The organism is Streptomyces beihaiensis, assembly GCF_026274175.1.
Taxonomy (GTDB): Bacteria; Actinomycetota; Actinomycetes; order Streptomycetales; family Streptomycetaceae; genus Streptomyces; species Streptomyces beihaiensis.
The window spans coordinates 1-24678 of the sequence record NZ_JAPHNL010000341.1 but is presented as its reverse complement, the minus strand read 5'-3'; the positions used below and the strand labels follow the sequence as shown (position 1 = coordinate 24678).

At 71.6% G+C, this 24678-nt stretch carries 17 protein-coding genes and 2 pseudogenes; 9 read left to right on the top strand and 10 right to left on the bottom strand.

Annotation, left to right across the window (positions count from 1 at the left end):
- Window positions 1-221 (bottom strand): DUF1275 family protein (locus OFY01_RS32200; protein ID WP_266606000.1); only part of this gene is annotated, 221 nt, incomplete at its 3' end.
- A 186-nt stretch (window positions 222-407) separates the two neighbouring features.
- Between OFY01_RS32200 and OFY01_RS32195 the strand changes: the two genes are divergently transcribed.
- On the top strand, window positions 408-1424 hold the full coding sequence (locus OFY01_RS32195; protein WP_266605998.1) for a LacI family DNA-binding transcriptional regulator: 1017 nt from the start codon (window positions 408-410) through the stop codon (window positions 1422-1424).
- Between the two features lie 34 nt (window positions 1425-1458).
- On the opposite strand, the gene OFY01_RS32190 is transcribed toward OFY01_RS32195, so the two are convergent.
- From OFY01_RS32190 to OFY01_RS32165, 6 genes are read right to left on the bottom strand one after another with little or no spacing between them, the layout of a single operon-like run.
- Window positions 1459-2205: a GH12 family glycosyl hydrolase domain-containing protein gene (locus tag OFY01_RS32190; protein ID WP_266605996.1), complete on the bottom strand. Its 747-nt coding sequence runs from the start codon at window positions 2203-2205 to the stop codon at window positions 1459-1461.
- A gap of 32 nt (window positions 2206-2237) precedes the next feature.
- Window positions 2238-4466, bottom strand: a complete 2229-nt coding sequence (locus OFY01_RS32185; protein ID WP_266606002.1) for a glycosyl hydrolase family 95 catalytic domain-containing protein — start codon at window positions 4464-4466, stop codon at window positions 2238-2240.
- Entirely contained in the window at window positions 4459-6465 is a 2007-nt protein-coding gene (locus OFY01_RS32180) for a beta-galactosidase (protein WP_266605994.1), read from the bottom strand. Before OFY01_RS32180 ends, OFY01_RS32185 begins: the two co-directional genes overlap by 8 nt.
- A 48-nt stretch (window positions 6466-6513) precedes the next feature.
- Window positions 6514-7440, bottom strand: a complete 927-nt coding sequence (locus OFY01_RS32175; protein WP_266605992.1) for a carbohydrate ABC transporter permease — start codon at window positions 7438-7440, stop codon at window positions 6514-6516.
- Window positions 7437-8477 carry an ABC transporter permease gene (locus OFY01_RS32170; RefSeq protein WP_266605990.1) on the bottom strand — a complete coding sequence of 347 codons (1041 nt, stop codon included), beginning with the start codon at window positions 8475-8477 and terminating at the stop codon, window positions 7437-7439. Before OFY01_RS32170 ends, OFY01_RS32175 begins: the two co-directional genes overlap by 4 nt.
- A complete protein-coding gene (locus OFY01_RS32165) occupies window positions 8477-10150 on the bottom strand; it encodes an extracellular solute-binding protein (protein ID WP_266605988.1) in 1674 nt (557 codons plus the stop codon). The genes OFY01_RS32170 and OFY01_RS32165 overlap by 1 nt, the downstream gene beginning before the upstream one ends.
- Before the next feature lie 225 nt (window positions 10151-10375).
- Here OFY01_RS32165 and OFY01_RS32160 point away from each other — a divergent pair, with 225 nt between their 5' ends.
- On the top strand, window positions 10376-13237 hold the full coding sequence (locus OFY01_RS32160; protein WP_266605986.1) for a glycoside hydrolase family 3 C-terminal domain-containing protein: 2862 nt from the start codon (window positions 10376-10378) through the stop codon (window positions 13235-13237).
- Window positions 13234-15480 carry an alpha-xylosidase gene (yicI, locus tag OFY01_RS32155; protein ID WP_266605984.1) on the top strand — a complete coding sequence of 749 codons (2247 nt, stop codon included), beginning with the start codon at window positions 13234-13236 and terminating at the stop codon, window positions 15478-15480. The genes OFY01_RS32160 and yicI overlap by 4 nt, the downstream gene beginning before the upstream one ends.
- A 43-nt stretch (window positions 15481-15523) precedes the next feature.
- On the opposite strand, the pseudogene OFY01_RS32150 reads toward yicI, so the two are convergent.
- A pseudogene (locus OFY01_RS32150) lies at window positions 15524-15757 on the bottom strand (MFS transporter); the annotation flags it as partial.
- Window positions 15758-15873: 116 nt separating this feature from the next.
- Window positions 15874-16695 carry a hypothetical protein gene (locus tag OFY01_RS32145; protein WP_266605982.1) on the bottom strand — a complete coding sequence of 274 codons (822 nt, stop codon included), beginning with the start codon at window positions 16693-16695 and terminating at the stop codon, window positions 15874-15876.
- A gap of 59 nt (window positions 16696-16754) precedes the next feature.
- Between OFY01_RS32145 and OFY01_RS32140 the strand changes: the two genes are divergently transcribed.
- From OFY01_RS32140 to OFY01_RS32115, 6 genes are all read left to right on the top strand, one after another.
- Window positions 16755-18083 carry a 6-phospho-beta-glucosidase gene (locus OFY01_RS32140; protein WP_266605980.1) on the top strand — a complete coding sequence of 443 codons (1329 nt, stop codon included), beginning with the start codon at window positions 16755-16757 and terminating at the stop codon, window positions 18081-18083.
- Window positions 18084-18314: 231 nt separating this feature from the next.
- Window positions 18315-18506: a putative ATP-grasp-modified RiPP gene (tgmA, locus tag OFY01_RS32135; protein WP_266605978.1), complete on the top strand. Its 192-nt coding sequence runs from the start codon at window positions 18315-18317 to the stop codon at window positions 18504-18506.
- Between the two features lie 15 nt (window positions 18507-18521).
- Window positions 18522-19505, top strand: a complete 984-nt coding sequence (gene tgmB, locus OFY01_RS32130) for an ATP-grasp ribosomal peptide maturase (RefSeq protein ID WP_266605976.1) — start codon at window positions 18522-18524, stop codon at window positions 19503-19505.
- The gene (locus OFY01_RS32125) at window positions 19502-20959 is read left to right on the top strand and encodes a carboxylesterase/lipase family protein (protein WP_266605975.1); all 1458 of its coding nucleotides are present in this window, start codon (window positions 19502-19504) and stop codon (window positions 20957-20959) included. Before tgmB ends, OFY01_RS32125 begins: the two co-directional genes overlap by 4 nt.
- Before the next feature lie 198 nt (window positions 20960-21157).
- On the top strand, window positions 21158-23215 hold the full coding sequence (locus tag OFY01_RS32120) for a phosphocholine-specific phospholipase C (RefSeq protein ID WP_266605974.1): 2058 nt from the start codon (window positions 21158-21160) through the stop codon (window positions 23213-23215).
- Between the two features lie 112 nt (window positions 23216-23327).
- Entirely contained in the window at window positions 23328-24182 is an 855-nt protein-coding gene (locus OFY01_RS32115) for a phospholipid scramblase-related protein (RefSeq protein WP_266605972.1), read from the top strand.
- An 8-nt stretch (window positions 24183-24190) separates the two neighbouring features.
- On the opposite strand, the pseudogene OFY01_RS32110 reads toward OFY01_RS32115, so the two are convergent.
- A pseudogene (locus OFY01_RS32110) lies at window positions 24191-24678 on the bottom strand (hypothetical protein); the annotation flags it as partial.

Sequence of the window (24678 nt, the reverse complement as noted above, 5' to 3'; positions counted from 1 at the left end):
GCCAGCGTCGCGGCGCACGCCCCGGCCGCGTACCCGCCGAGCGCGGTCAGCGGGGCGAGGGTGTCGCCGCCCGCCCCGTGGCCGGCCGCGACGCCGAGCAGGACCAGGTTCCCGGTCATCACCCCGGCGAACACCGTGCCGAGCGCCGTGAACGCCAGCGCGTCCACGGCCCCCGAGGCACCCGCGAGCAGGACGAGGGAGAGATGGGTGCGCCTGTTCATGGAGGCGACCGTAAGCACGCCGGGCGGGGTGGCGCGGACCGGACGCGCCGGTACCGTGATAGCGAACATGGGCGGCAGCGCGTAAGAAGGCATCTGTCGAAGCGCTTCGACAGATGCCTGGACAGGCGTTGGTCCCGCCCCGTAGGGTCATCGTCGAACCGCTTCGCCCGCTCCCAGGAGATCGCCATGGTCACGCTCGCAGAGGTCGCACGGCACGCCGGAGTCTCCGCCAGCACCGTGAGCTACGTCCTCAGCGGGAAGCGGTCCATCTCCGCGGCCACCCGCGAGCGCGTCGAGAACAGCGTCCGCCAGCTCGGCTACCACCCCAACGCCGGAGCCCGCGCCCTGGCCAGCAGCAAGTCGAACATCATCGCCCTGATGGTGCCGCTGCGCACCGACATGTACGTGCCCGTGATGATGGAGATAGCGATGGCCGTCGCCACCGCGGCTCGCACCCATGGCTACGACATCCTCCTGCTCACCGGTGAGGAGGGCGCGCAGGCCGTGCGCCGCATCGAGGGCAGCGCGCTCGCCGACGCGGTGATCGTCATGGACGTGCAGCTCGACGACGAGCGGTTGCCGCTGCTGCGCACCGCGAGCCGCCCCGCCGTCCTCATCGGTCTGCCCTCCGACACCAGCGGCCTGAGCTGTGTCGACCTCGACTTCGCCGCCGCGGGCGCCGAGTGCGCGCAGGCCCTCGCCGACCTGGGGCACCGCGAGATCGCCGTCATCGGCGAGGCCGCCGCCGTGTACGAGCGGCGCACCGGCTTCGCCGAGCGGACCCTGGCCGGTCTGCGCGAGCGCAGCGCCGAACTCGGCCTGCGGCTGTTGCACCGGCCCTGCGAAGGCAGCTACGCGTCCGTGTCGGCGACGCTGGCGCGGGTCTTCGACGAGCGGCCCGGCGTCACGGCGTTCGTCGTGCAGAACGAGGCGGCCACCGATCCGCTGCTCGCGCTCCTGCGCCAGTCGGGCCGTGCCGTCCCGGAGGACGTGTCGGTCGTCGCGGTCTGCCCCGAACAGGTCGCCGCGCACGCCTCCGTGCCGCTCACCTCGGTCGCGGTGCCCGCGCAGGAGATGGGGCGGCGCGCCGTCGAGCAGGTCATCGCCAAGATCGAGGGCCGAGGCGCCGACGAGGAGGTCGTCCTCATCGAGCCCGAGCTGACCGTGCGCGAGAGCACGGCCCAGGCGCCCGCCGGAGCCTGAGCCGTGCGTGGGGGGACAGCGGTCGGCTGCTGGATCAGCTGCTGGAGACGCTGTAGCTGTTGGTGACGAAGTCCATGCCGCCCGACGACGACGTGATCTCGTAGCCGAACTGGACGTCACCGACGGTCACGTCGCCCCACCACCCCTTGCCCTCGATCCACTTCAGGATCGGCAGGATGCGCATGGTGCCGGACGACGAGTTCGACGTGCGCACGAACGAGTACACGGCATTGGAGCCGTTGTCGCCCTTGTAGACGGTCCAGGTGTCGCTGCCCAGGGTCAGCGTGCCCTGGGAGGTGCCGAGCGGCCCGACGGGCCCGGTGCGGTTGACCCACAGCATGATCTCGTGGGAGTGGTCGCTGTCCCAGATGTCGTACGCGGTCTCGTACGCCCCCGAGGACGGCACGGTCACGTTGTACTCGCTGGTGAGCGAGGACAGCGAGCTGAGCCGTTTGCCGACGACCTTCTTCTCGTTGGGGTACGACTTGATGCCGCCCGTGTTCGGCTGGTCGGACCACACGCCCCAGTTCGACGAGGAGTTGGCCCAGATGGTCTGCGGGCCCGCGCCCGAACCCCAGATGTCGTTGTAGAGCGTGTATCCGTCGGAGGTCGTGTACTGGCCCCACTGGTCGGACGACCACCACACGGCCGCCTGGGCCGGTCCGGAGGCGAGCGCGAGCAGCGCGCCCGCGGTCAGGGCGGAGCCGAGGCCGAGGGTGGCCCGGCGGGCTCCGCGGCGGTGCGGGCGGTGTGGCGTGGGGTGTTCCGCGGTCGGTGCCATGGTGTCCCTTCCATGGTCGGTGGTGGGGGGAACTACCGTGTGCTCAGGCAGAGTTCACGGTCCCCGCCGGCGGTCAGGCGAATGCGTCTGCCGCCGTCGGCGGAGGTGTGGAGGGTGATGCGCGCGTCGCGTGAGGGCCGAACCACGGCGGTGCAGCGGCCGTCGTCCCACGTCAGGTCGACGCTCGCGCCGAACCGTGTCCGCAGCCCCCGCACCGCCCCGCCGCGCCAGTGCGGCGGGGCGGCGGGCAGCAGCACGAGCCGGTCGGGCGTCGACTGGACCAGGGCCTCGGCGACCACGGCCGGCAGGGCGTGCGCCGCGTCGGCGTTGTACACGTCGCGGCTCGGGTAGTGCGCGCTCATCAAGGAGGCGTGGAAGTAGTCGCCCCCGAGCACCCGCCGCAGCGCGCCCGCCACCCGGTCGCCGTCCCGCAGCCGGGCGGCGATCAGGGCGTGGTGCAGGTGGCCGTGGGCGGAGTCGTTCTCGGCGCCGCGCAGTTCCAGCGCCCGGTGGGCCGCCCGCGCGAGCTCCGGCGTGTCGTACGGGGTGATGTCGTGGTGCGGCCACACCGGGTAGAGGTGGCTGAGATGGCGGTGGTCGTAGGTGTCGTCGAGGCCGGGCCACGCCCACTCGGCCAGCGCCCCGTCCGCGTTGACCCGGTAGTCGGGCAGCCGGTCGGCGAGCGCGGTCCACCGGTCGGCGTCGGCGCCCGGGTGCCAGGCGGCGGCGGTGAGCAGCGCGTGCCGGGCCGCCGCGATGTCCATGGTGGCGTTCAGCGTGCCCCAGGACGCGTTCGCGGGCCGGTTCTCCGGCGAGTACGACGGGACGACGACCACCCGGCCGTCCGGCCCGGTGTGCGTGAGGAAGTCCTCGTAGAACACGGCTAGTTCGGCGAGGGCGGAGGCCAGCCAGGCGGGCCGGACGCCGGTCGTCTCGGCCTGCTCGACCAGCGGCGTGAGCAGCCAGTCGGCGCCCGCCGTCCACAAGTGCAGCGGCCACTCGCGCTGGAAGTGGTAGGCGTGGCCCGACGCGCCGTCGGTGTGGGCGGGGGCCACGATGCCGCGCGCCGCGAAGACCGCCCGTGCGTTGTCCCGCCAGTCGCCCAACTGGCCCTGGACCAGGGCCCGCAGGGCATCCGTGACTTCCACGAGCGCGCAGGACGCGGCCGACGCCGTCTGCAGGTTCAGGTTGGCGTCGGTGGTGAAGGCGCCGGACCAGGCGGTGTCCCACGCGCCGGTCCACAGCCCGGTCAGCCGCGGCGGCAGCGCACCCGACGAGCTGAGCAGGTGGTAGCGTCCGGCCGCGAACAGCCGCTCCACCAGCGCCTCGCTCCTCGGATGCGCGGCCAGCAACTGGCTGCCCGGCAGGGCCCGTTCGGTACCCGCCCCACGAAGGGTGAAGGTGACGCGCCGGTAGGCGGTGCGGTGCAGCGCCTCGTGGCGGGCGAGCAGCTTCTCGTACGTCTGGGCCACGCGGGCCGCGCCGTCCGGCCCCGCCGCGTCGATCAGCTCGGCCAGCTGTCCGGCGTCGGTGCGGGCGTCGGCCTCTCCGGTGTGCCGCCGCACCCGCGTGAGCAGCAGCAGCCCGTCCGTGCCCGTCACCCGCAGCCCCGCCCGGCCGAGTTCGGTGCGTCCGCCGTGCGGCACGACGAGCGTCAGGCCGGTGTAGGCGAGCTCGCTGTCCGGGTACCGGCAGCGCAGCGTCAGGTGCGCGCCGTACGGGGTGCGCACGACTGCGCGGCCGACCCGCAGCCCGGCCGGGGCACCCGGCAGGCGGTGGTCGAGCAGCACCTCGCCGTCGAGCGCGGGACCGGTCACGTACTGCACCACGACGTCGTCGGCGCGCGAGACGAACACGCGTGAGCGCCATCCCGCGCACCGCGCCTGGGCCACCCCCGTGGCGAAGTCGACCGCTCGCCGGTAGCCGCGCCACTCCATGCCGGAGCGCACGAACCGCGTCTGGAACGCCGGATGGAACGCGGGCACCCAGCGCACCGGCCGCCCGTCCGTGAACTCCTCGGCCGCCGTCACGTCCCCGGCGAGCAGGCGACGCCGCAACTCCGGCAGCCGGTCGGCGAGCACGGGCGGGCCCGGGGGCGGGCCGCCGTCCGGACGGACCAGCGTGTGATGGGTGACGATCACCCGGTCGTCGTGCGGGTCACCGAACATGAGTGTGCCGTGGCGGCCGTTGCCGCTCAGGAAGGCGTCCTCCCAGCGGTCGGCGGGATGCGGCTCCCACGTGCCGTGCGGATGCTCAGGCAGCACCTCTGCCCCGCTTCCGCGGTGCCAGGGCCACGACGCCGAACCGGCCGAGCGTCACCGTGCCGGTGTGCTCGTCGCCGGTCAGCACGTCCTGGTAGGCCGCTCCGTCGGGCAGCGGCACGGTCGCCTCGCCGCGCCCGTGGTGGAGCAGGAACAGCAGGTCGCCCCGGGGCACGGCCTCCACATCCGGGGGGAGGCCGGACAGCGCAGGCCGTGCGCCCGCCTCGGCGGCCGCGTCCGCGAGCAGCGTACGCAGGGCCGGGGGATCGGGAAGCGTGGACAGATACCAGGCACGGCCGCGGCGCAGCACGGCGGGGAGGCCGTCGAGCTCGCCGCCGCGGTAGCGGGCCCGCACCTCGGCGTCCGGCGCGGCCGTCAGCTCCTCGGACCACAGCGAGCCGGTGAAGGAGAGGCCCCCGCCGGGCGCCGCGCAGTCGACGCGCTCGTCGTCCTCCAGCGGCCACCACTCGTGCAGCACCCGCACGCCGAGCAGTTCGCGCAGGCGCGCGTCCATGCCGCCCGCCCGCACCCGGTCGTCGGCGTCCGCGACTCCGGTGAAGAACCCGCACACGAGCGTCCCGCCCGCCCGCGCGTACGCCACCAGATTGTCCAGCGCCGCGTCCGTGAGCAGGTACAGGTGCGGCGCCACGACCATCTTGTAGGCGGACAGGTCGTGCTCGGGGTGGGCGAAGTCGACCGGCAGATGCGCCTCCCACAGCGCGCGGTGCCACGCGCGCACCACGTCCTCGTAGGCGACACGCGAGGACGGCCTGCCGTCCTGGCCGCCCGCCCACCAGGAGTGCCAGTCGTGCAGCACGGCGATGTCGGACGGCGTGTGCGCGCCCGCCACGTGCTCGCCGAGCCCGGCGAGTTCGGCGCCGATCCGCTTCACCTCGGCGAAGGTGCGGCCCTCGGCGCCCGCGTGGCTCACCATGCCGGAGTGGAACTTCTCGGCGCCCTGCCGTGACTGACGCCACTGGAAGTAGCAGACGGCGTCGGCGCCGCGCGCCACCGCCTGCAGCGACCACAGCCGGTTCAGGCCCTGCGGCTTGGGGTGGTTGACGCCGCGCCAGTTCACCGGGCCCGCCGCCTGCTCCATCAGCATCCACGGGCCGCGCGCCTGGCCGCGGGTCATGTCGGCGATCATCGCGTTGTACTGGCCGCCCAGCGGATCCCGCGGGTCGGGATACGAGTCCACGGAGACGACGTCCTCGTGCCCGGCCCACTCCCAGGCGTCCTGCCCGGTCCACAGCGGCATGAAGTTGGTGGTCACCGGGATGTGGTCGGGCGAGTGGCGGCGCACCAGGTCGCGCTCGGCGACGTAGCACTCCAGGAGCGCGTCCGAGGTGAAGCGGCGGAAGTCGAGCAGCTGTGTCGGGTTGCGCAGGTACTGGGCGCGGCGCGGCGGGATGACGTCCTGCCACGAGGAGACGTGCTGGCTCCAGAACGCCGTGCCCCAGGCATCGTTGAGCGCGTCCAGGGTGTGGTATTTGGCGCGCAGCCAGTCGCGGAAGGCGCGTGCCGCCTCGTCGCCGTGGTCGAACGTGCAGTACTCGTTGTTGACGTGCCACATGCGCAGCGCGGGGTGGTGACCGTACCGCTTGGCGAGGTCCTCGGTGATCGCGGCGGCGTGGTGGCGGTAGGCGCTGGAGGAGTGGGAGAAGTGCTGCCGCGAGCCCCACCACACGGTCCGGCCGTTCTCGTCGCGCGGCAGGGTCTGCGGGTGCAGCCGGCCGAGCCAGGGCGGCGGGGACGCGGTCGGGGTGGCCAGGACGACGCCCACGTCCTGCTGGTGGAGCAGGTCCATCAGCCGGTCGAGCCAGCCGAACTCCCGTGCTCCCGGCCGGGGTTCGAGCTTCGACCAGGAGAACACGCCGACCGTCACCGACGTGACACCGGCCTCCTTCATCAGACGCATGTCGTCGGCCCACACCTCTTCGGGCCACTGTTCGGGGTTGTAGTCGCCGCCGAAGAGCAGGCGACGGTCGGGGGTGATCATGGTGCGGCTCCGGGGCGGATGGACGGCGGGTGGGACGGCGTGTGGGCGTCAGCCCTTGACGGCGCCGGTGAGCATGCCTTTCTTGAAGTGGCGCTGGACGAAGGGGGAGGCGACGGCGACCGGGATGAGGGCCAGAACCGTGACGGCCATCTGGACCCCGAGGGGGGAGAGCTGACCGGTACGGACCGCCTCCTGAAGCCCGGTCGGTGCCTGGGTGTGCCGCATCACGAGCTGGATGAGGACGTTCTGCAGCGGCAGCATCCGCTGGTCGCTGAGGTAGATCGAGGCGTTGAACCAGGCGCTCCAGTACCCGACCGCGTAGAACAGCGAGATCACGGCGAGCACGGCCCGCGACAACGGCATGACGATCGTCAGCAGGATGCGCAGGTCACCCGCGCCGTCGAGGCGGGCGGACTCGGTGAGCTCCGGAGAGATCCCCATGAAGAACGCCCTGAGCACAAGGATGTTGAAGACACTGACCGCGCTCGGCAGGATCAGCGACAGATAGGTGTCGGTCAGGCCGAGCGACTGCACCAGCAGATACGTCGGGATGAGTCCGGCGCCGAAGAACATCGTCGCCATCACCGTCACCAGGAAGAACCGGTGGCCGAGACTGCCGCGCCGCGAAAGGCCGTACGCGGCGAGCACGGACACGGTCATCGAGAACAGGGTTCCGACGAGCGTCACCCCCACCGAGACCATGATCGCCCGGCTGACCTGGCCGCCGCCGAGCAGTTCCTTGTAGTTGACGAAGGTGATGCCGCGCGGCACCACCACGAGGCCGCCCACCCGGTCGATAACCGGCTTGGGGGACAGGCTCGTGACGATGACGATCCACAGCGGGACGAGTACCCCGAGGCAGCACAGCAGGAGGAAGCCGCTCTTCGCGGTGAGCCCCGCGCGGCTGGGGGGTTCCTCCCACACCGGCCGCGGCGGCGCCTGCAGACTGCGGATCAGCTGCGTGTTCAGGCTCACTTCTGGTACACCCCCTGCTCACCCAGGAGATGGGCGAACTTGTTCGCGCCCAGCACGAGGCAGATGCCGATGACGCCCTTGACCAGGCCGGCCGCGGCCGCGTAGCTGAAGTCCCCGTTCTGGATGCCCATGCTCCACACGTACGTGTCGAGGACCTCGCTCGCGCCCGTGCCCACGGCGTCGCGCTGCAGCAGGAACTGCTCGAAGCCCACGGACAGCGCGTCGCCCACCCGCAGGACGAGGAGCAGTGCGATGACCGGCCGCAGGGCGGGCAGCGTCACGTGCCACGTGCGGCGCCAGCGTCCGGCGCCGTCCATCGCGGCCGCCTCGTACAGATCGGTGGGGACGGCCGCCAGCGCGGCGAGGAAGACGATGATCCCCCAGCCCGCGTCCTTCCACACGGCTTGCCCCGTCACCAGGAACTTGAAGAACCCGGAGTTCGTCATCAGGTCGAAGCCGCTCCAGCCGTGGTCCTGCAGCGTCTGCGCGATGATCCCGGCGCCGCCGAAGATCTGCTGGAAGACGGTGATCACGAGCACCCATGAGAAGAAGTGCGGCAGATACATGATGGCCTGCGCCACAGCCCGCACCCGGGGCCGGACCACGCTGTTGATCAGCAGCGCCAGCGCGATCGGCACCGGGAAGAACAGCACCAGCTGCAGCGCGAAGAGCACCAGCGTGTTCTTCACCGCGCCCCAGAACAACGGGTCGTTGACCAGGCGCGAGAACTGCTCCATGCCCACCCAGGGACTGTGGAAGATCGCCGTGATCCCGTTGCTGGAGACATAGGGGTCGTAGTCCTGGAAGGCGACGACGTTGCCGAGCAGCGGTACGTAGTTGAAGAGCAGGAGCAGCAGTACCGCGGGCAGCGTGATCAGGATGAGCACGCGATCGCGGCGCAGTCGCACCCGCCAGGGGATCTTGCCGGAGGTCTGCTTCTTGGTGGGGAGCGCGGGCCTGGTGAGGGCTGCCTCCGGTTCCTCGACGGGGGTCGCGGGACGGACGCCGTCGGGCCTGCTCCCTGCGGTGAGCGGCATCAGTTGCCGCTGCCGTTCTGGTCGAGGAGCTTCTTGTACCAGTCGCGCAGCTTGTCCCCGCCGGACGACTTCCAGGTGGAGATGGCCTGCTGCACGTCGGACAGGCTCTTGTGGCCGCGTGCGTAGTCGAGCTCCAGTTGAATGAGCGGGGTGCCGAGGTTGGCGTACCGTGGCGGCTCGATGATGTTCATGCCGAACGTGGATGTCTTCTTCATGAAGGCGCCCATCCGCGCCTGCCACTCGACCTGCTTGCGGGCGACGTCGGGGAAGTCGGGGTGCGCGAAGTACGCGGCGGGCGCCGCCAGCATCGCCCAGGCGTTGAGGACTTCGGCGTTGCCGCGGTCGTTCTTGACCGGGACGCCGTTCTTGACGGTGTAGTGCGTGCCCTCGATGCCGTAGTCGACGAGCATCCGCTCTTTGGTGCCGTAGGGCGCGGCCGAGAAGTTCGCGGCGGCGAGCGCGTTGTGGACGACGTCCTTGGAGGCGCCCTTGCGGATGAAGGACCAGAGAGAGGCGGGCTGTCCGGCGTACAGTACCGGGTTGCCGCCGTGGGGGCCGAAGATGTCGAAGCCCTCGATGCGGAAGTCCGGGTTGGACGTGGCCTGTTCGGCGGTCTTGCGGTACCAGTCGTCGATGTTGCTGTTGTAGACGAGGATCTGACCCGCGGTGAACCGCTGGCCCGCGTCACCCGTGCGTGCCTTGTCGTCGGGGTGGACGACGCCGGCGTCGAACAGCTTGCGCGTCCACTCCAGCGCCTCGAGGTACTCGGGGTGCTCGATGCGGTACGTCAGCTTGCCGTCGTCCCCGATGTTCCAGCCGGCCGTTCCCGCGGGCTGGAGGCCGAAGATGCTCTGCGCGATCCACCACATGTCGCCGCAGGCATACACCTTCGCCTTGGCGCTGGTGGCTTCCTTGGCCCAGCTCAGGAACTCGTCGGGTGACTTGGGCGGCTGCCAGCCCTTCTTGTCGAAGATGTCCTTGCGGTAGAAGGGTGTGATGCCGGGGGCGATGGCCGTGGGCATGGGGATGCCGCGCAGCGCGCCGCCGAAGATGCCCATGCGCCAGGCGTCGGTGGGGATCGCGGCCAGGTTCGGGTACTTCTTCGCCTTGTCGCCGGCCAGATAGGGGCTGAGGTCCATGAACTTGGCCGTGATCGCGCTCGGGATCTTGCCGGTCAGATTCCAGCTCGGCACGACGACCATGTCGGGTATGGAGCTGGAGGCGAGGACCGCGCCGAGCTTGTCGCCGTACTTGTTGCCGTCCTGGTTCTGCCAGGTGATGTCGGTTCCGGCGGTCTTGTCGAGCTGGGTGTAGTAGACACAGTCGGGCTTCGGCGGGGCGCCCCAGAACGGGGACATGATCTTGAAGGGGGTGCCGGTTCCCAGCTTATGGGGCACCGAGGTGCCGAGGGTCGACAGGTCCACCTTCTTCGTGTAACCGGCGGCCGAGCCGTTCTTCGCGGGGATGTCGGGTTGGGCGAGCTTGCTGGCGACGAGTGACGGCAGCAAATTCTGCGCGTTCTTGGCGGAGGTCGCACCCTCCCGTTCGGTGTTCTCCGAACCGCCGCACGCGGCGAGCAGCGGCACCCCGCCGGCCACCGCGACGGCGGCCACGGCGGTCGAGCCGAGGAAGCTTCTGCGACTGGGGCGGGACGAGGGGGAGTTCGGCGTCATTGCGGTAACCCTTCGGGAACGACGTGCAGGCGGTACGCGCACGGTCGAGCGGCGTCGAAGCGCTTCGATGTTGCAGCGAGGTTAAGGGAACACACCGGGCCTCACAAGGTGCCTGCACGGAATTCGTCGACACGCATTATCCGTAGACCACTTGACACCCGATGGTCCCTGTACGGAGCATCGAAGCGCTTCGAAGATTATTTGAGGTTCCGAAGGGACTCGTACGTGACCAGAAGACTCCCGCTCGGCGCGGACCCGACGCTCGCGGCCGACCAGCGGGTCGACGCCCTGCTGGCCCGGCTCACGCTCGACGAACGCATCGCGCTGCTCCACCAGTTCACACCGGGCGTCGAGCGCCTCGGCCTCGCCGCGTTCCGCACCGGACAAGAGGCGCTGCACGGCGTCGCCTGGATGGGCCCGGCCACCGTCTTTCCGCAGGCCGTCGGACTCGGCGCCACCTGGAACGACGACCTGGTGCGCCGGATCGGCGAGGCCGTCTCCGCCGAGGCGCGCGCCATGCGCGAGCGCGACGACCGTGTCGGCCTCAACGTCTGGGCCCCCACGGTCAACCTCCTGCGCCACCCGCTGTGGGGCCGGAACGAGGAGGGCTACGCCGAGGACCCCCACCTCACCGCGGCCCTCGCCACCGCCTACACGCGCGGCCTGCGCGGCCCCCACCCCACCTACTGGCGCACCGCGCCGGTCCTCAAGCACTGGCTCGCCCACAACAACGAGACCCGCCGGTCCACCACCAGCTCGTCCGTGCGCCCGCGCGTCCTGCACGAGTACGACCTCAAGGCGTTCCGCGCGCCGGTCGAGGCGGGCGCCGTCGCCGGGGTGATGCCCGCCTACAACCTGGTCAACGGCCGCCCCAACCATGTCTCCCCGTACCTGCGCGAGCACCTGCGCACCTGGACCGACAAGCACCTGCTCGTCTGCTCCGACGCGGGCGCGCCCAGCAACCTCGTCGACAGCGAGCACTACTTCGCCACCCACGAGGAAGCCACGGCCGCCGCGCTCGTCGCCGGAGTGGACTCCTTCACCGACCACGGCACCGACCCCTCCACCATCACCGGACGCGTCCGCCGCGCCCTGGACCAGGGCCTGCTCACCGAGGCCGACATCGACACCGCCGTGCGCCGCCAGCTCCATGTGCGGCTCCGGCTCGGCGAGTTCGAGGAGAGCGACCCGCTCGCGGACGTCGCCGCCTTCGACACGGACGCCCACCGCGCGCTCGCGGGTGAGGCCGCCGAACAGGCCGTCGTGCTGCTGAAGAACGACGGGCTGCTGCCGCTCGCGCCAGGCACCCGGATCGCCCTGGTCGGCCTGCTCGCCGACGAGTGCAAGACCGACTGGTACAGCGGCACCCTGCTGCGCCGCTCCACCCCGCTCGACGGCCTGTACGAACGGTTCGGCGCCGAGCGGGTCACCTTCACCGAAGGCGTCGACCGGGTGCGGCTGCGCTGCGAGCACGGGTGGCTGCGCGTACCCGACGCCCCGGCCGCCGCCGAGACGCCCGAGCGCGGCGCCGAAGGAGCCCTCGACCCCGCCCTCCTCGCGGGTCGCACCGACCTGCCGCCGCTGACCACCGCACCCGACGACGGCACCGAACTCGCCCTGGTCGACTGGGGCGACGGCGTGCTCACCCTGCGTGCGCCCGACGGCCGCTACCTGTCGGTGGCCGACGACGGCTATGTACGGGCCTCCGCCGACCGGCCCGGCGGCTGGATCGTCCAGGAGACGTTCACGCTGGTCCGGCACGGCGCGGGGCACCTCCTCAGGCACACGGGAACAGGCCGCCATGTCTCAGTCGCCGCCGACGGCGTGAAGGTTGCCGACCAGGGCACGGAATTCGCCGTGACGTACGTGGAGCGCGGCGCGGACGCCGTGGCGCGGGCCGCCGCCGACGCGGACGTCGTGCTGGTCGTCGCGGGCAACGACCCGCACATCAACGGCCGCGAGACCGAGGACCGCACCAGCCTCGCCCTGCCGCCCCACCAGGACGGGCTCTGGCGCGCCGCCCGCGCCGCCAACCCGCGCACCGCCCTCGCGCTCGTCTCCGCCTACCCGTACGCCGTCCCCGACGCCCACGCCGAGCTGCCCGCCCTGCTGTGGACCGCGCACGGCGGGCAGGCCGCGGGCCGCGCCCTCGCCCGCGTCGTCGCGGGCGACGTCAGCCCGGCGGGCCGCCTCCCGCAGACCTGGTACGCGGCCGACACCGACCTGCCCGACCTCCTCGACTACGACGTGATCGGCTCCCGCCAGACGTACCTGTACTTCGAGGGGACACCGCTCTACCCGTTCGGCCACGGCCTGTCCTACACGTCGTTCGCGTACGAGGCGCCGTCCGTGACCCGCACCGCGGACGACGACACCCTTGAGGTCACCTTCACCCTCACCAACACCGGCTCCCGCGCCGCCGACGAGGTCCCGCAGCTCTACGTCCGCCCGCTCGCCTCGCCGGTCCCGCACCCGCGCCGCCGCCTGATCGCCCACCGGCGCCTCACCCTCGCGCCGGGCGCCGCCGAACGGGTCACCTTCACGGTGCCGGTCGCCGAGCTCGGCCACTGGGACGTCGCCCGCGGCCGCTGGAGCGTCGCGGCGGGCCCCTACGAACTGCTCGTCGGCGCCTCCAGTCAGGACATCCGCCTCACCGTGCCCCTCACCCTCGACGGCGACCCGCCGATCCCCAGACCCGTCGGCACGCACGGCCTGGACCCGGCGACGTACGACGAACAGCGCGGCACGGAGATCGTCGACCGTACGAAGACGTCCGGCGACGCCGTGACGGTCCACGACGGCGACACGGGTGAACTGCTCTACCGAGACTGCGACTTCAGCGACGAGAACGGCCACGCGGTGGCGCTCGTGCGGGTCACCGTCGCCGGAGAGGGAGCCGTCGAGCTCGCCGCCGACGGCGCCGCCGAGCGCCGCGCGATCCAGGTCCCCGCGACCGGTGGCCCGTACGACTACGTCACCCTGGACGCCGAGTTCGCCGCCCACGGCGTGCGCGACCTGCGGGTCAGGCTGCACGGCGGGGTCAGACTCGCCCGGATCGCCTTCGCCTCGCGGGGAGCCGCCGCATGAAGTTCACCGACGGCTTCTGGCTGATGCGCGACGGCGTCCACGCGGCCTACGCCACCGAGGTGCGCGACGTCCGCGCCCAGGCAGACCGGTTCACCGCGTACGCCGCCGTGCGCCACGTCCGCGACCGCGGCGACACCCTCAACACGCCGCTCATCACGGTCGACTGCTTCTCCCCGGCCGAGGGCGTCGTGGGCGTGCGCCTCACCCACCACGCCGGCCGGCTCCGCCGCGGCCCCGACTTCGAGCTGCAGCCCACCGAGGGCGCCGGCGAGGCCCGCGTCACGCGCGACGGCACCGTCACCGAGCTCACCACGGGTCCGCTCACCGTCCGCCTCGACACGGTGGGGGAGTGGGGCCTGGACTTCCTCGACACGGCGACCGGGCGCACGCTCACCTGCGTCGGGCGCAAGGGCGCCGCCTTCGCCACCACGCGCGACGGCGCCCACCACATGATCGGCCAGCTCGCCCTCGGCATCGGTGAGCACATCTACGGGCTCGGCGAACGCTTCACCTCGTTCGTCAAGAACGGCCAGAGCGTCGACATCTGGCAGGCCGACGGTGGCACCAGCAGCGAACAGGCATACAAGAACGTCCCGTTCCACCTCTCCTCACGCGGCTACGGCGTCCTGGTCAACCACCCGGGCCGGGTCTCCTACGAGATCGGCTCCGAGTCGGTGGGCCGCCTCCAGTTCAGCGTCGAGGACCAGTCCGTCGAGTTCTACGTGGTGGCGGGCCCCACCCCGAAGGACGTCCTGCGCCGCTACACGGCGCTCACCGGCCGCCCGGCGCTCCCGCCCGCCTGGTCGTTCGGCCTGTGGCTGACCACCTCCTTCTGCACCGAGTACGACGAGGCGACCGTCACCTCGTTCGTCGACGGCATGGCCGAACGCGACATTCCGCTGAGCGTCTTCCACTTCGACTGCTTCTGGATGCGCGAGTACCAGTGGTCGGACTTCGCCTGGGACCCGGAGGTCTTCCCCGACCCCGTGGGCATGCTGCGCCGCCTCAAGGAGCGCGGTCTGCGGATCAGCATGTGGATCAACCCGTACATCGCCCAGAAGTCCGCCCTGTTCGCCGAGGCCGCCGAGCGCGGCTTCCTCGTGCGGCGGCCCGGCGGTGACGTCTGGCAGTGGGACCTGTGGCAGCCCGGCATGGCGCTGGTCGACTTCACCGACCCGGCAGCCCGCTCCTGGTACGCGGGCAAGCTGCGCGACCTGCTCGACATGGGCGTCGACTGTTTCAAGACGGACTTCGGCGAGCGGGTCCCCACCGACGTCGACTGGCACGACGGCTCCGACCCGGAGCGGATGCACAACTACTACACACACCTGTACAACCGCACCGTCTTCGAGCTCCTGGAGAAGGAGCGCGGCCGCGGCGAGGCGATCGTCTTCGCCCGCTCGGCCACCGCGGGCGGCCAGCAGTTCCCCGTGCACTGGGGCGGCGACTGCTTCGCGTCGTTCTCGGCGATGGCCGAGTCGCTGCGCGGCGGCCTGTCCCTGTCCGCGTCCGGCTTCGGGTTCTGGTCGCACGACATCGGCGGCTTCGAGGGCACCCCCGACCCGGCCGTCTTCAAGCGCTGGCTCGCCTTCGGCCTGCTCTCCTCGCACAGCCGCCTGCACGGCAACACCTCCTACCGGGTGCCGTGGGCGTTCGGCGAGGAGGCCGTCGACGTGGCCCGCCGCTTCACCCGGCTCAAGCACCGCCTGATGCCGTACGTGTACGGGGCGGCGGCCGAGGCGCACGCCACTGGCGTCCCGGTGATGCGGCCGATGGTCGTCGAGTTCCCGGACGATCCGACCTGCCGGGTGCTCGACCGGCAGTACATGCTCGGCCCGGACCTCCTGGTCGCACCGGTCCTCACGGCCGACGGCGAGGTGGAGTTCTACCTGCCCGACGGCGTCTGGACCCAGCTGCTGACGGGGGAGCGGGTGGACGGCGGAACCTGGCGCCGCGAGACGCACGGCTTCGGCAGCCTTCCGCTGTACGTGCGGCCCGGCGCGGTGCTCCCCGTCGGCGCGGACGAGCGGCGCCCGGACGCCGACTGGACCGACGGCCTCACCCTGCTCGTCACCCCGGAGGCCGACGACGTGACGGTGACGGTGCCGGGCCACGACACCTGCCCCGCCGCGACCTACCGCGTGCGGCGCGGCGGAGCCGGGACGGGCCTCGACGTCACCGTGACCGGAACCCACCACCCGTACGAGACCAGGGAGTTGACGGGCGACCGGCCCCCGCTGTGACGCGGTGGCGCCCGCTCAGCGGTCCAGATCGCGGTGGGCGCTCTCCGGCCGCCGTGATGCCGCAGATCAGCAGCGAGGCGCGCGGGTGGTGACGCAGCGCCTCGAACAGGCCGGGCCGCGTGGCCGGTTCGGCGAGCCGCGTGCTGCGGGTCTCCTGGGCGCCCTGCCGGATCCAGAACCCGACGAGGCTCAACAGCGCACCGACGACGAACGGCACCCGCCAGCCCCACGCGTCCATCGAGGCGTCGGAGTTGCCGACGCAGGCGGCGACGAGCTGACGGGCGGGGCGCGGGGCGGGGACACGGCGCCGGAGGGGACGGCGGGGGACGGGGACGCGCGTTCTGTCATGATCGCGAATATTCCATCCGCGCTCCCGCCGCACCCGTCATCCGGTCATCCCGCCGAGTACGCGATCACGGCGGTGGCCACCAGACACGGGGACGGCGGCACGATCTCCACACGCAGTGTGCCGTGCGCGGCGTCGTAGTCGATGCCCTCGGTCTCGAACGACCCCGAACAGATACTGCGCTGCGGGACCTTGAAGGCGCTGGTGACATGGCCCGTGACCGGCGAGCCGTCGAGCGCGTGGTCGAGGTCGACCTGGAGCACCTCCTTGGCGGCGTCGTCGGAGGAACACATCAGACGGGTGCCGGTGACGAAGTCGCAGCCCTGGATGTTCCGCACCGGCTTGTCCAGGCTGATCTGCCCGGCCTGCGGGAGGTTCTGGCCGGACTTCGGCGCGGACGGGTTGAGGACGGGGGCGGGGAACACCTCCAGGCGGTTCATCGTGCCCCACTCGCCCGACACCAGCCACTGCGCGTCGGGGGACACCGTGGCGAACGAGTTGTTCAGCAACTCGCCGCTGTCCAATCGGTGTTCGTACGTCGTCCGGGTGCCGTCGGGCGCCGTCACCGCGAACATCTTGCTGGTCGCCGAGTTCCCGCCCTGGTAGGCGTCGAACGTGTAGCCCCGGGCGATGTCCGGGTCGCCGACGTGGTTCCACCCGGCGAACCGCAGGGACAGGGGTATCGAGCCGAGCCCCCGGTGGGTGAGCGAGCCGTCGGCGGCGCTCGCCAGACCCTGGCTCGCGGTGAGCGAACTCACGTACGACGTGCCGGTCTCGGTCCATGTCAGCTGGGCGGCCGACGCGCTCGGGGCGGCGGTGAGGGCCAGCGCCCCCACCAGGCCCGCCAGGGGGAGGAGTTGGCGTCTCATCTGCGTCCTTTCGCCGGTCGTGGATCAGGTCGAGACCAAGACTGCCCTACGATCGCGCCATGAGGCTGACGATTCTCGGGGGTGGCGGATTCCGGGTGCCCCTCGTGTACGGGGCGCTGCTCGCCGATCACGCAGCGGGCCGGGTCACCGAGGTGACACTGCACGATGTCGACACGAACCGGCTCAAGGCGGTCACCGGGGTCCTGGCGGAACTGGCCACGGACGTCCCCGACGCCCCCGCCGTACACGCCACCACCGACCTCGACACTGCGCTGCGCGGCGCCGACTTCGTCTTCTCGGCGATCCGGGTGGGCGGGCTCGAAGGGCGCGCGGCGGACGAGCGGGTCGCCCTCGCCGAGGGGGTGCTCGGGCAGGAGACGGTCGGCGCGGGCGGCATCGCGTACGGGCTTCGGACCGTGCCCGTCGCCGTCGGCATCGCGCGCCGGGTCAAGGAACTCGCCCCCGACGCCTGGGTGATCAACTTCACCAACCCGGCGGGCCTGGTGACCGAGGCCATGTCGCGCCACCTAGGCGACCGGGTCATCGGCATCTGCGACTCGCCGGTCGGCCTGGCCCGCCGCGTCGCCCGCGTCCTGGGCGCCGACCCGGCCGACGCCTGGCCGGACTACGCGGGCCTCAACCACCTCGGCTGGCTGCGCGGTCTGTACGTGAACGGCCGCGACGAACTGCCGCGGCTGCTGGCCGACGAGGCACTGCTCGGCTCCTTCGAGGAAGGCCGCCTCTTCGGCGCCGACTGGCTGCGCTCCCTGGGCGCGATCCCCAACGAGTACCTGCACTACTACTACTTCGACCGCGAGACCGTCCGCGCCTACCGCGAGGCCGAGCGCACCCGCGGCGCCTTCCTCGCCGAGCAGCAGACGGCGTTCTACGCGGAGCCGTCCCGCGCCGCGTGGGACCGTACCCGTGCCGAGCGCGAGGCCACGTACATGGCGCTGAGCCGGGAGGCGTCCGGCGCGGGTGAGCGGGACGCCGCCGACCTGGAGGAGTCCGGCGGTTACGAAAAGGTGGCTCTCGCCCTGATGCGGGCCATCGCGCGCGACGAGCGCACCACCCTCGTCCTCGACGTCCGCAACCGCGGCGCGCTCTCACCGCTCGACGACGCCGCGGTGGTCGAACTGCCGTGCCTGGTCGACGCCAACGGCGCCCACCCGGTGGCCGCCGCACCGCTGCCCGACGACGCCACGGGCCTGGTGCTCTCCGTCAAGGCGGTCGAGCGCGAGGTCCTGAAGGCGGCGGGCACCGGCTCGCGTGCCGCCGCCGTGAAGGCGTTCGCGCTGCACCCGCTCGTCGACTCCGTGACCGTCGCCCGGAGACTTCTTGACGCGTACACGGCCGTGCATCCGGGGCTCGCGTATCTGAGAATGTGACTGGGCCAGAGAGGGCAGGTAAAGGCATGTAAAGACGGAATATGCGCAAGGGCGGCCCAACGGGTCGCCCTTTTCCGCTTCCTGACGTCGACTCATCACGCTGGGTGGCGGAATGAACCCGTCCGGGGGTGTGATGCGTTCTACAGGGAGAACCTGAGAAATTCCCCAACAGTGTGACGCCGGAGAGTCACCATGCGCTTGACTTGGCGGACCCCCCAACAAGGAGTGCACATGCGACCGTTCGCTCTCAACTATGCTCGGCCGACACAAGACGTGGAGGTCAGCACGCCGTACACGTATGACAGCGCACTGCAGTTGAACGTTCTGCCCGACGGCGGAGTGGCCGCGCTCGACTACGCAGTGTTGCGAGAGTTCGGGGCGACCACGTCCACCGCCGGTTCCAAAACACATTTCGACGACTGAACGGCCGCGCGCGGAATGACGGTACTGATCCTGACGAGCGAACAGGATGTGACCGCCGACATGGCGGTCGTCGAATTGAATGCCGAGGGAATCCCGGTGGTCCGGCTCGATCCGGCCGAGCTGCCGGGCGGGGTGGACGTGTCCGGCGAGTGGGCGCACGGCGCGTTCCACGGTCATCTGTCGGCCGGCGGGAGGGTGGTGAGCATGAGCGGTCTGCGGTCCATATGGGTGCGCAGACCCGGTCGGCCGTCGGCCCGCGCACAGGCCGCGTCCCCCTGGCTGACCGAGGAGTCGACGCAGGCGCTGTACGGGATGCTGCGCTGCACCGACGCGCGCTGGATGAACCACCCCGACGCCGCCCGGCAGGCCCGCTACAAGCCCTGGCAGTTATGGCTCGCGCGTGCTTGCGGTCTTCCCGTTCCCGCCACGTTGATCACCACGTTCCCGCGCGCCGCACGGGAGTTCGCCGACCGCTACCCCGACCTCGTCGTCAAGCCGGTCTCCGGAGCCCATCCGGGTGACGGGACGCTCGCCGTGCCGACCACGCGGGTCCGTCCCGGCGAGGACTTCCGCGACGTCGCCCACGGGCCGACGCTGTTGCAGCGCCGCATCCGCAAGGCCGCGGACATACGCCTGACCTGCGTGGGCGACCAGCTCTTCGCCGCGCGCGCCGCGCACCCGGCGGACGGCCCGCACGCGTCGGACGTGGTGGACGTGCGCTTCGCCGACGCGGTGGGCCCCTGGACCCCGGTTCCGGTGCCGCGCCGCACGGCCGACGCGGTGCACGCGTACCTGACACGCGCGCAACTCGCCTACGGCGCGTTCGACTTCGTCGAGGACGTGGACGGCATCTGGTGGTTCCTGGAGTGCAATCAGGCGGGCCAGTTCGGATTCGTGGAGATCGAAACGGGCCAAAGGATCGGACGGGCGGTTGCCCGGTGGCTGGCGGGGGAGTGGTCGGGTGCGAACCCGCCGGAGGAGGACAGGAATACCTCATGACCGATACCACGCACCCGGTGTGCGGGACGGCGCAGGGCGACGTACGGGGCCGTAGGCGTGGGCCCGTCACCGCGTTCCTCGGAGTTCCGTACGCGGCCGCCCCCTTCGGCCCGCGCCGCTTCACGGCCCCGGCGCCCGCCGCCCCGTGGACCGGGGTCCGGGACGCCACCGCCTACGGCCCGACCGCGCCCAGGGCCCCGTACGACAAGCCGTTCGACGTGCTGCTGCCCGAGACATCGATGTCGGGCCAGGACTGCCTCAACCTCAACGTGTGGACCCGGGAGCCGGGTCCCGGCGCCCGCCTGCCCGTCATGGTCTGGCTGCACGGAGGCTCCTTCACCAACGGCTCGGCCAACGAGCCCGCCTACGACGGAAGTGCCTTCGCCCGCGACGGCGTCGTCCTCGTCGGGGTCAACTACCGCCTCGGCGCCGACGGCTTCCTGCACCTGCCGGGCGCCCCGGACAACCGGGGCCTGCTCGACCAGATCGCCGCCCTGGAGTGGGTGCGCGACAACATCGCGGCCTTCGGCGGCGACCCCGACCGTGTCACCGTCTTCGGCGAGTCCGCGGGAGCCCTCGCCATCGGCCGGCTGCTGACCGAGCCGCGCGCCCGCGGTCTCTTCCACCGGGCCGTGCTCCAGAGTGGCGCCTGCCACCACTTCGTCCGCCCCGACACGGCGCGCCGCATCGGCGAACGCCTGGCGGGCCACCTCGGCGTGGAACACACGGCCGAGGCGTTCGCCCAGGTGCCGCTGGACCGGCTGACCGCGGCCCAGGCCGTGCTGCGCCGTGAGCTCGCGGCGAGGCCCGACCCGGCGGTGTGGGGCGAGGCGGCACTCAACAGCATGGCCTTCGAACCGGTCGCCGACGGCCTCGCGCTGCCCGGACCCGACACTGGCGTGGAACTGCTCGTCGGTTCGACGCGCGAGGAGTACCGCCTGTTCATGGTGCCCGTGGACCGGTTTCGCACGATCAGCGAGCGGCGCCTCGCGCGCGCCGCCGACACGTACGGCGTCGACCTCTCCGTCTATCGGGCGAGCCGCCCAGGCGCACACCCCGGTGAGCTGCTGGAAGCGGTCATCACCGACTGGTTCTTCCGTGTCCCGGCGTTGCGCCTGGCCGAGGCGGTGCCCGGGACGCGCGTCTACGAGTTCGCGTGGCGCTCCCCGCGGTTCGACGGGGACCTGGGCGCCTGCCACGGTCTGGAGCTGCCGTTCGTCTTCGACCGGCTCGACGACGCCGGCAACAAGCTGCTGACCGGTGCGGACGCCCCCGCCGACCTCGCGCGTGCCGTGCACGGCGCCTGGGTGGCCTTCGCCTCGGGCGGCGATCCGGGCTGGGCAGCCTACGACGCCGGTGGGCGGCGCACCACCATGGTGTTCGACGCGGGTGCCTGCCGCACCGAGGACGACCCGCGAAGGGCCGAGCGGGAGGCGTGGACGGGGGTGCGCTGACACGGTGGACATAGCGGGGCAAATCTTGACAAGTCGGCAATGGTGTCGCCGACTTTCCGCGCCCGACTCCGGCGTTTCACTTCCGTGTCACCACCCCTTCCCTTTCCCCCGATCTTCTTGAACACTCCATGTGGTCCAGTCCTCTGTGGTCCAGCCCACTGCCCTGACACCGCTGAAGAACGGGAGTGCCCCCCACTCATGTCCGAACTGAACCGGCGCCGCTTTCTGCAGATCGCCGGAGCCACGGCAGGCTTCACCGCGCTGTCCGGCTCCATCGACCGCGCGGCGGCCATCCCGGCCGCCCGCCGCAGCGGCACTGTCCAGGACGTCGAGCACGTCGTCGTGCTCATGCAGGAGAACCGTTCCTTCGACCACTACTTCGGCACGATGAAGGGCGTGCGCGGCTTCGGCGACCCGCGCCCCGCCACGCTGCCCAGCGGCAAGTCGGTCTTCCACCAGCCGGACGGCCACAAGGAGATCCTGCCGTACCGCCCGGACGCCGACGACCTCGGCATGCAGTTCATCGAGGGCCTCGACCACGACTGGGCGGGCGGACACAGCGCCTTCAACAAGGGTGCGTACGACAACTGGATCGCCGCCAAGGGCACCGGCACCATGGCGTACCTGACGCGGGACGACATCCCGTTCCACTACGCCCTCGCGGACAAGTTCACCATCTGCGACGACTACCACTGCTCGTTCATCGGCGCGACCGACCCCAACCGCTACTACATGCTCTCGGGCTGCGTCGGCAACGACGGCACCGGCGGCGGCCCGGTCCTGGGCAACCAGGAGGCGGGCTACGGCTGGACGACGTACGCCGAGCGCCTGGAGAAGGCGGGCGTGTCCTGGAAGGTGTACCAGGACATCGGAGACGGCCTCGACGCGGCGGGCAGCTGGGGCTGGATCGACGACGCCTACCGCGGCAACTACGGCGACAACTCGCTGCTGTACTTCGACAACTACCGCAACGCCAAGCCCGGCGACCCGCTCTACGACAAGGCGCGCACCGGCACGAACGCCAAGGCGGGCGACGGGTACTTCGACATCCTCAAGGCGGACGTGCAGGCCGGCAGGCTGCCGCAGGTCTCGTGGATCGCGGCTCCCGAGGCGTTCTGCGAGCACCCCAACTGGCCCGCGAACTACGGCGCCTGGTACGTCTCGCAGGTCCTCGACGCGCTCACCTCCAACCCGGAGGTGTGGAGCAAGACCGTCGTCTTCGTCACCTACGACGAGAACGACGGCTACTTCGACCACGTGGTGCCGCCGTACCCGCCGTCCGGCGCGAGCCAGGGCCTGTCCACGGTCGACACCACGCTCGACTACTACAAGGGCGGCCTCACGTACGCCGCGGGCCCCTACGGCCTGGGCATGCGCGTCCCGATGGTCGTCGTCTCGCCCTGGTCGACGGGCGGCTACGTCTGCTCGGAGACGTTCGACCACACCTCCATCATCCGGTTCATGGAGAGCCGCTTCGGGGTGCACGAGCCCAACATCTCGCCGTGGCGCCGCACCGTCTGCGGCGACCTGTCCTCGGCGTTCGACTTCTCGCTGACGGTGACCGACCCGGCCGACCTGCCCGACACCTCGGGCTACATCCCGCCGGACCACGACCGCCACAGCAGCTACGTGCCGAAGCCCCCGGCCAAGGGCTCCCTGCCCAGGCAGGAGGCCGGTCACCGGCCCAGCCGCCCGCTCCCGTACGCGCCGTACGTCGACGGGGCCGCAAACCTGTCGACCGGGAAGTACAAGCTGACCTTCAGCGGCGGCGACCAGGCGGGCGCCGCCTTCCAGGTCCGCTCGCTCAGCCGCACCGACGGCCCCTGGACCTACACCACCGAGGCCGGCAAGTCCGTCTCGGACAGCTGGAACTCGTACTACTCCCAGGGCAAGTACGACCTGACGGTGCACGGCCCCAACGGCTTCCTGCGCGCCTTCAAGGGCGACAACAAGACCGCGGGCCCGGAGCTGACCGCCCGTCACGACGCGGACACCGGCGACGTGACGCTGACGCTCACCAACCCGACCGGGTCCGACGTACGCATCACCGTCGTCAACAGCTACGGCGGCGACCCGCAGACGTACACGGTGGACGCCGGGGCGAGCGTCCAGCGGACCGTCGACCTGAGCGCCACCAAGCGCTGGTACGACCTCCAGGTCACGGTGGAGGGCGACGACGGATGGCTGCGCCGCCTCGCCGGACACGTGGAGAACGGCAAGCCGGGCGTGAGCGACCCGGCCCTCGCGACGGTGTGAGCGGCTGACTGCGCAGTCCCTCCGGCCGGCCTTGCGGACACCGGCCGGAGGGGCGCCCCGCACATCCGTCCGGCCTGGCCACCCGCTCAGGACGGCGCGATAGTGTGCCCGGGTGACGACACAATCGAACACCCCCGCGGGTTGGTACCCGGACCCCCAGGGCACGCCCCGGACGCTGCGGTGGTGGGACGGCTCCCAGTGGACCGACCACACCCACGCCGACCCGTCCCAGGCGCCCGCCGCCGGTCAGGTCCCGGGGCAGGCACAGCAGCCGCAGCAGTCTCAGCAGCCGCAGGAGGCCGACCCCGCCAAGGTGCGGCATCAGGTCCAGCGGCAGGCCGGTGTCGCGCCGACCGCGCAGGGCGGCGGCAGCCTGTTCACCGAGCCGGTCCTGGTGGTGAACCAGAAGGCCAAGCTGATCGAGCTGACCAACGAGTACAGCGTGATGGACCAGAACGGCCGTCAGCTCGGCTCGGTCACCGAGATCGGGCAGAGCGGCCTGAAGAAGGCGCTGCGCTTCGTCTCCAGCGTCGACCAGTTCATGACGCACAAGCTGGAGATCCGCGACGCCTACGGCCGGCCGCAGCTGGTGCTCACCCGGCCCGCGAAGCTCATCAAGTCGCGGGTGGTCGTGGAGCGCCCTGACGGTTCGCCGGTCGGGGAGATCGTCCAGCAGAACGCCATCGGCAAGATCAACTTCGCGATGAACGCCGACGGCCGGCAGATCGGCGCCATCAAGGCGGAGAACTGGCGGGCCTGGAACTTCGCGATCGTCGACCACGCCGACCAGGAGGTCGCCCGCATCACCAAGACGTGGGAGGGCCTGGCGAAGACGATGTTCACCACGGCCGACAACTACGTCCTGCAGATCCACTTCCAGCTCCCCGAGCCGCTGCTGAGCCTGGTGGTGGCGACGGCCCTGACGGTGGACACGGCCCTGAAGCAGGACTCGCGCGGCCTGGGCTGACGGCCGGCCTAGGAAGCCTGAAGAACGAGCGGCTCCGGATCAGCCGGGACGGCCGGAACGGGCGGAACAGGAACCGGGGCAGCGGCAGGGGCGGGCGCGGCCGCCTCGCCGCCCGCCCGGGTGAGCAGTACCACGCCCCGGGCCGCGACCACCGCCCCGGCCCCGGCGAGCACCAGCCCGACCGCGCCGCCCTGGAGCCGCTCACCGAGCAGCGAGAGCCCGATCACCGCGGCGGCGACCGGGTTGGACAGGGTCACCAGGGCCAGCGGCCCACCGAGCCCGCCGCGATAGGCGGTCTGCGACAACAGCAGCCCGCCCGCCGCGAACGCGGCGACCAGCACCGCGACCACGACCACCCGGACGTCGATCACCGGGCCCGACCGGTGATCGGTCGCCGCCACGGTGACGGTCTGGGTGAGCGCGGAGGCGACGCCCGACGCCACCCCGGACGCCGTGGCGTGCCGCAGACCGGGGCGCGCGCCGCGCCGGGCGAGCA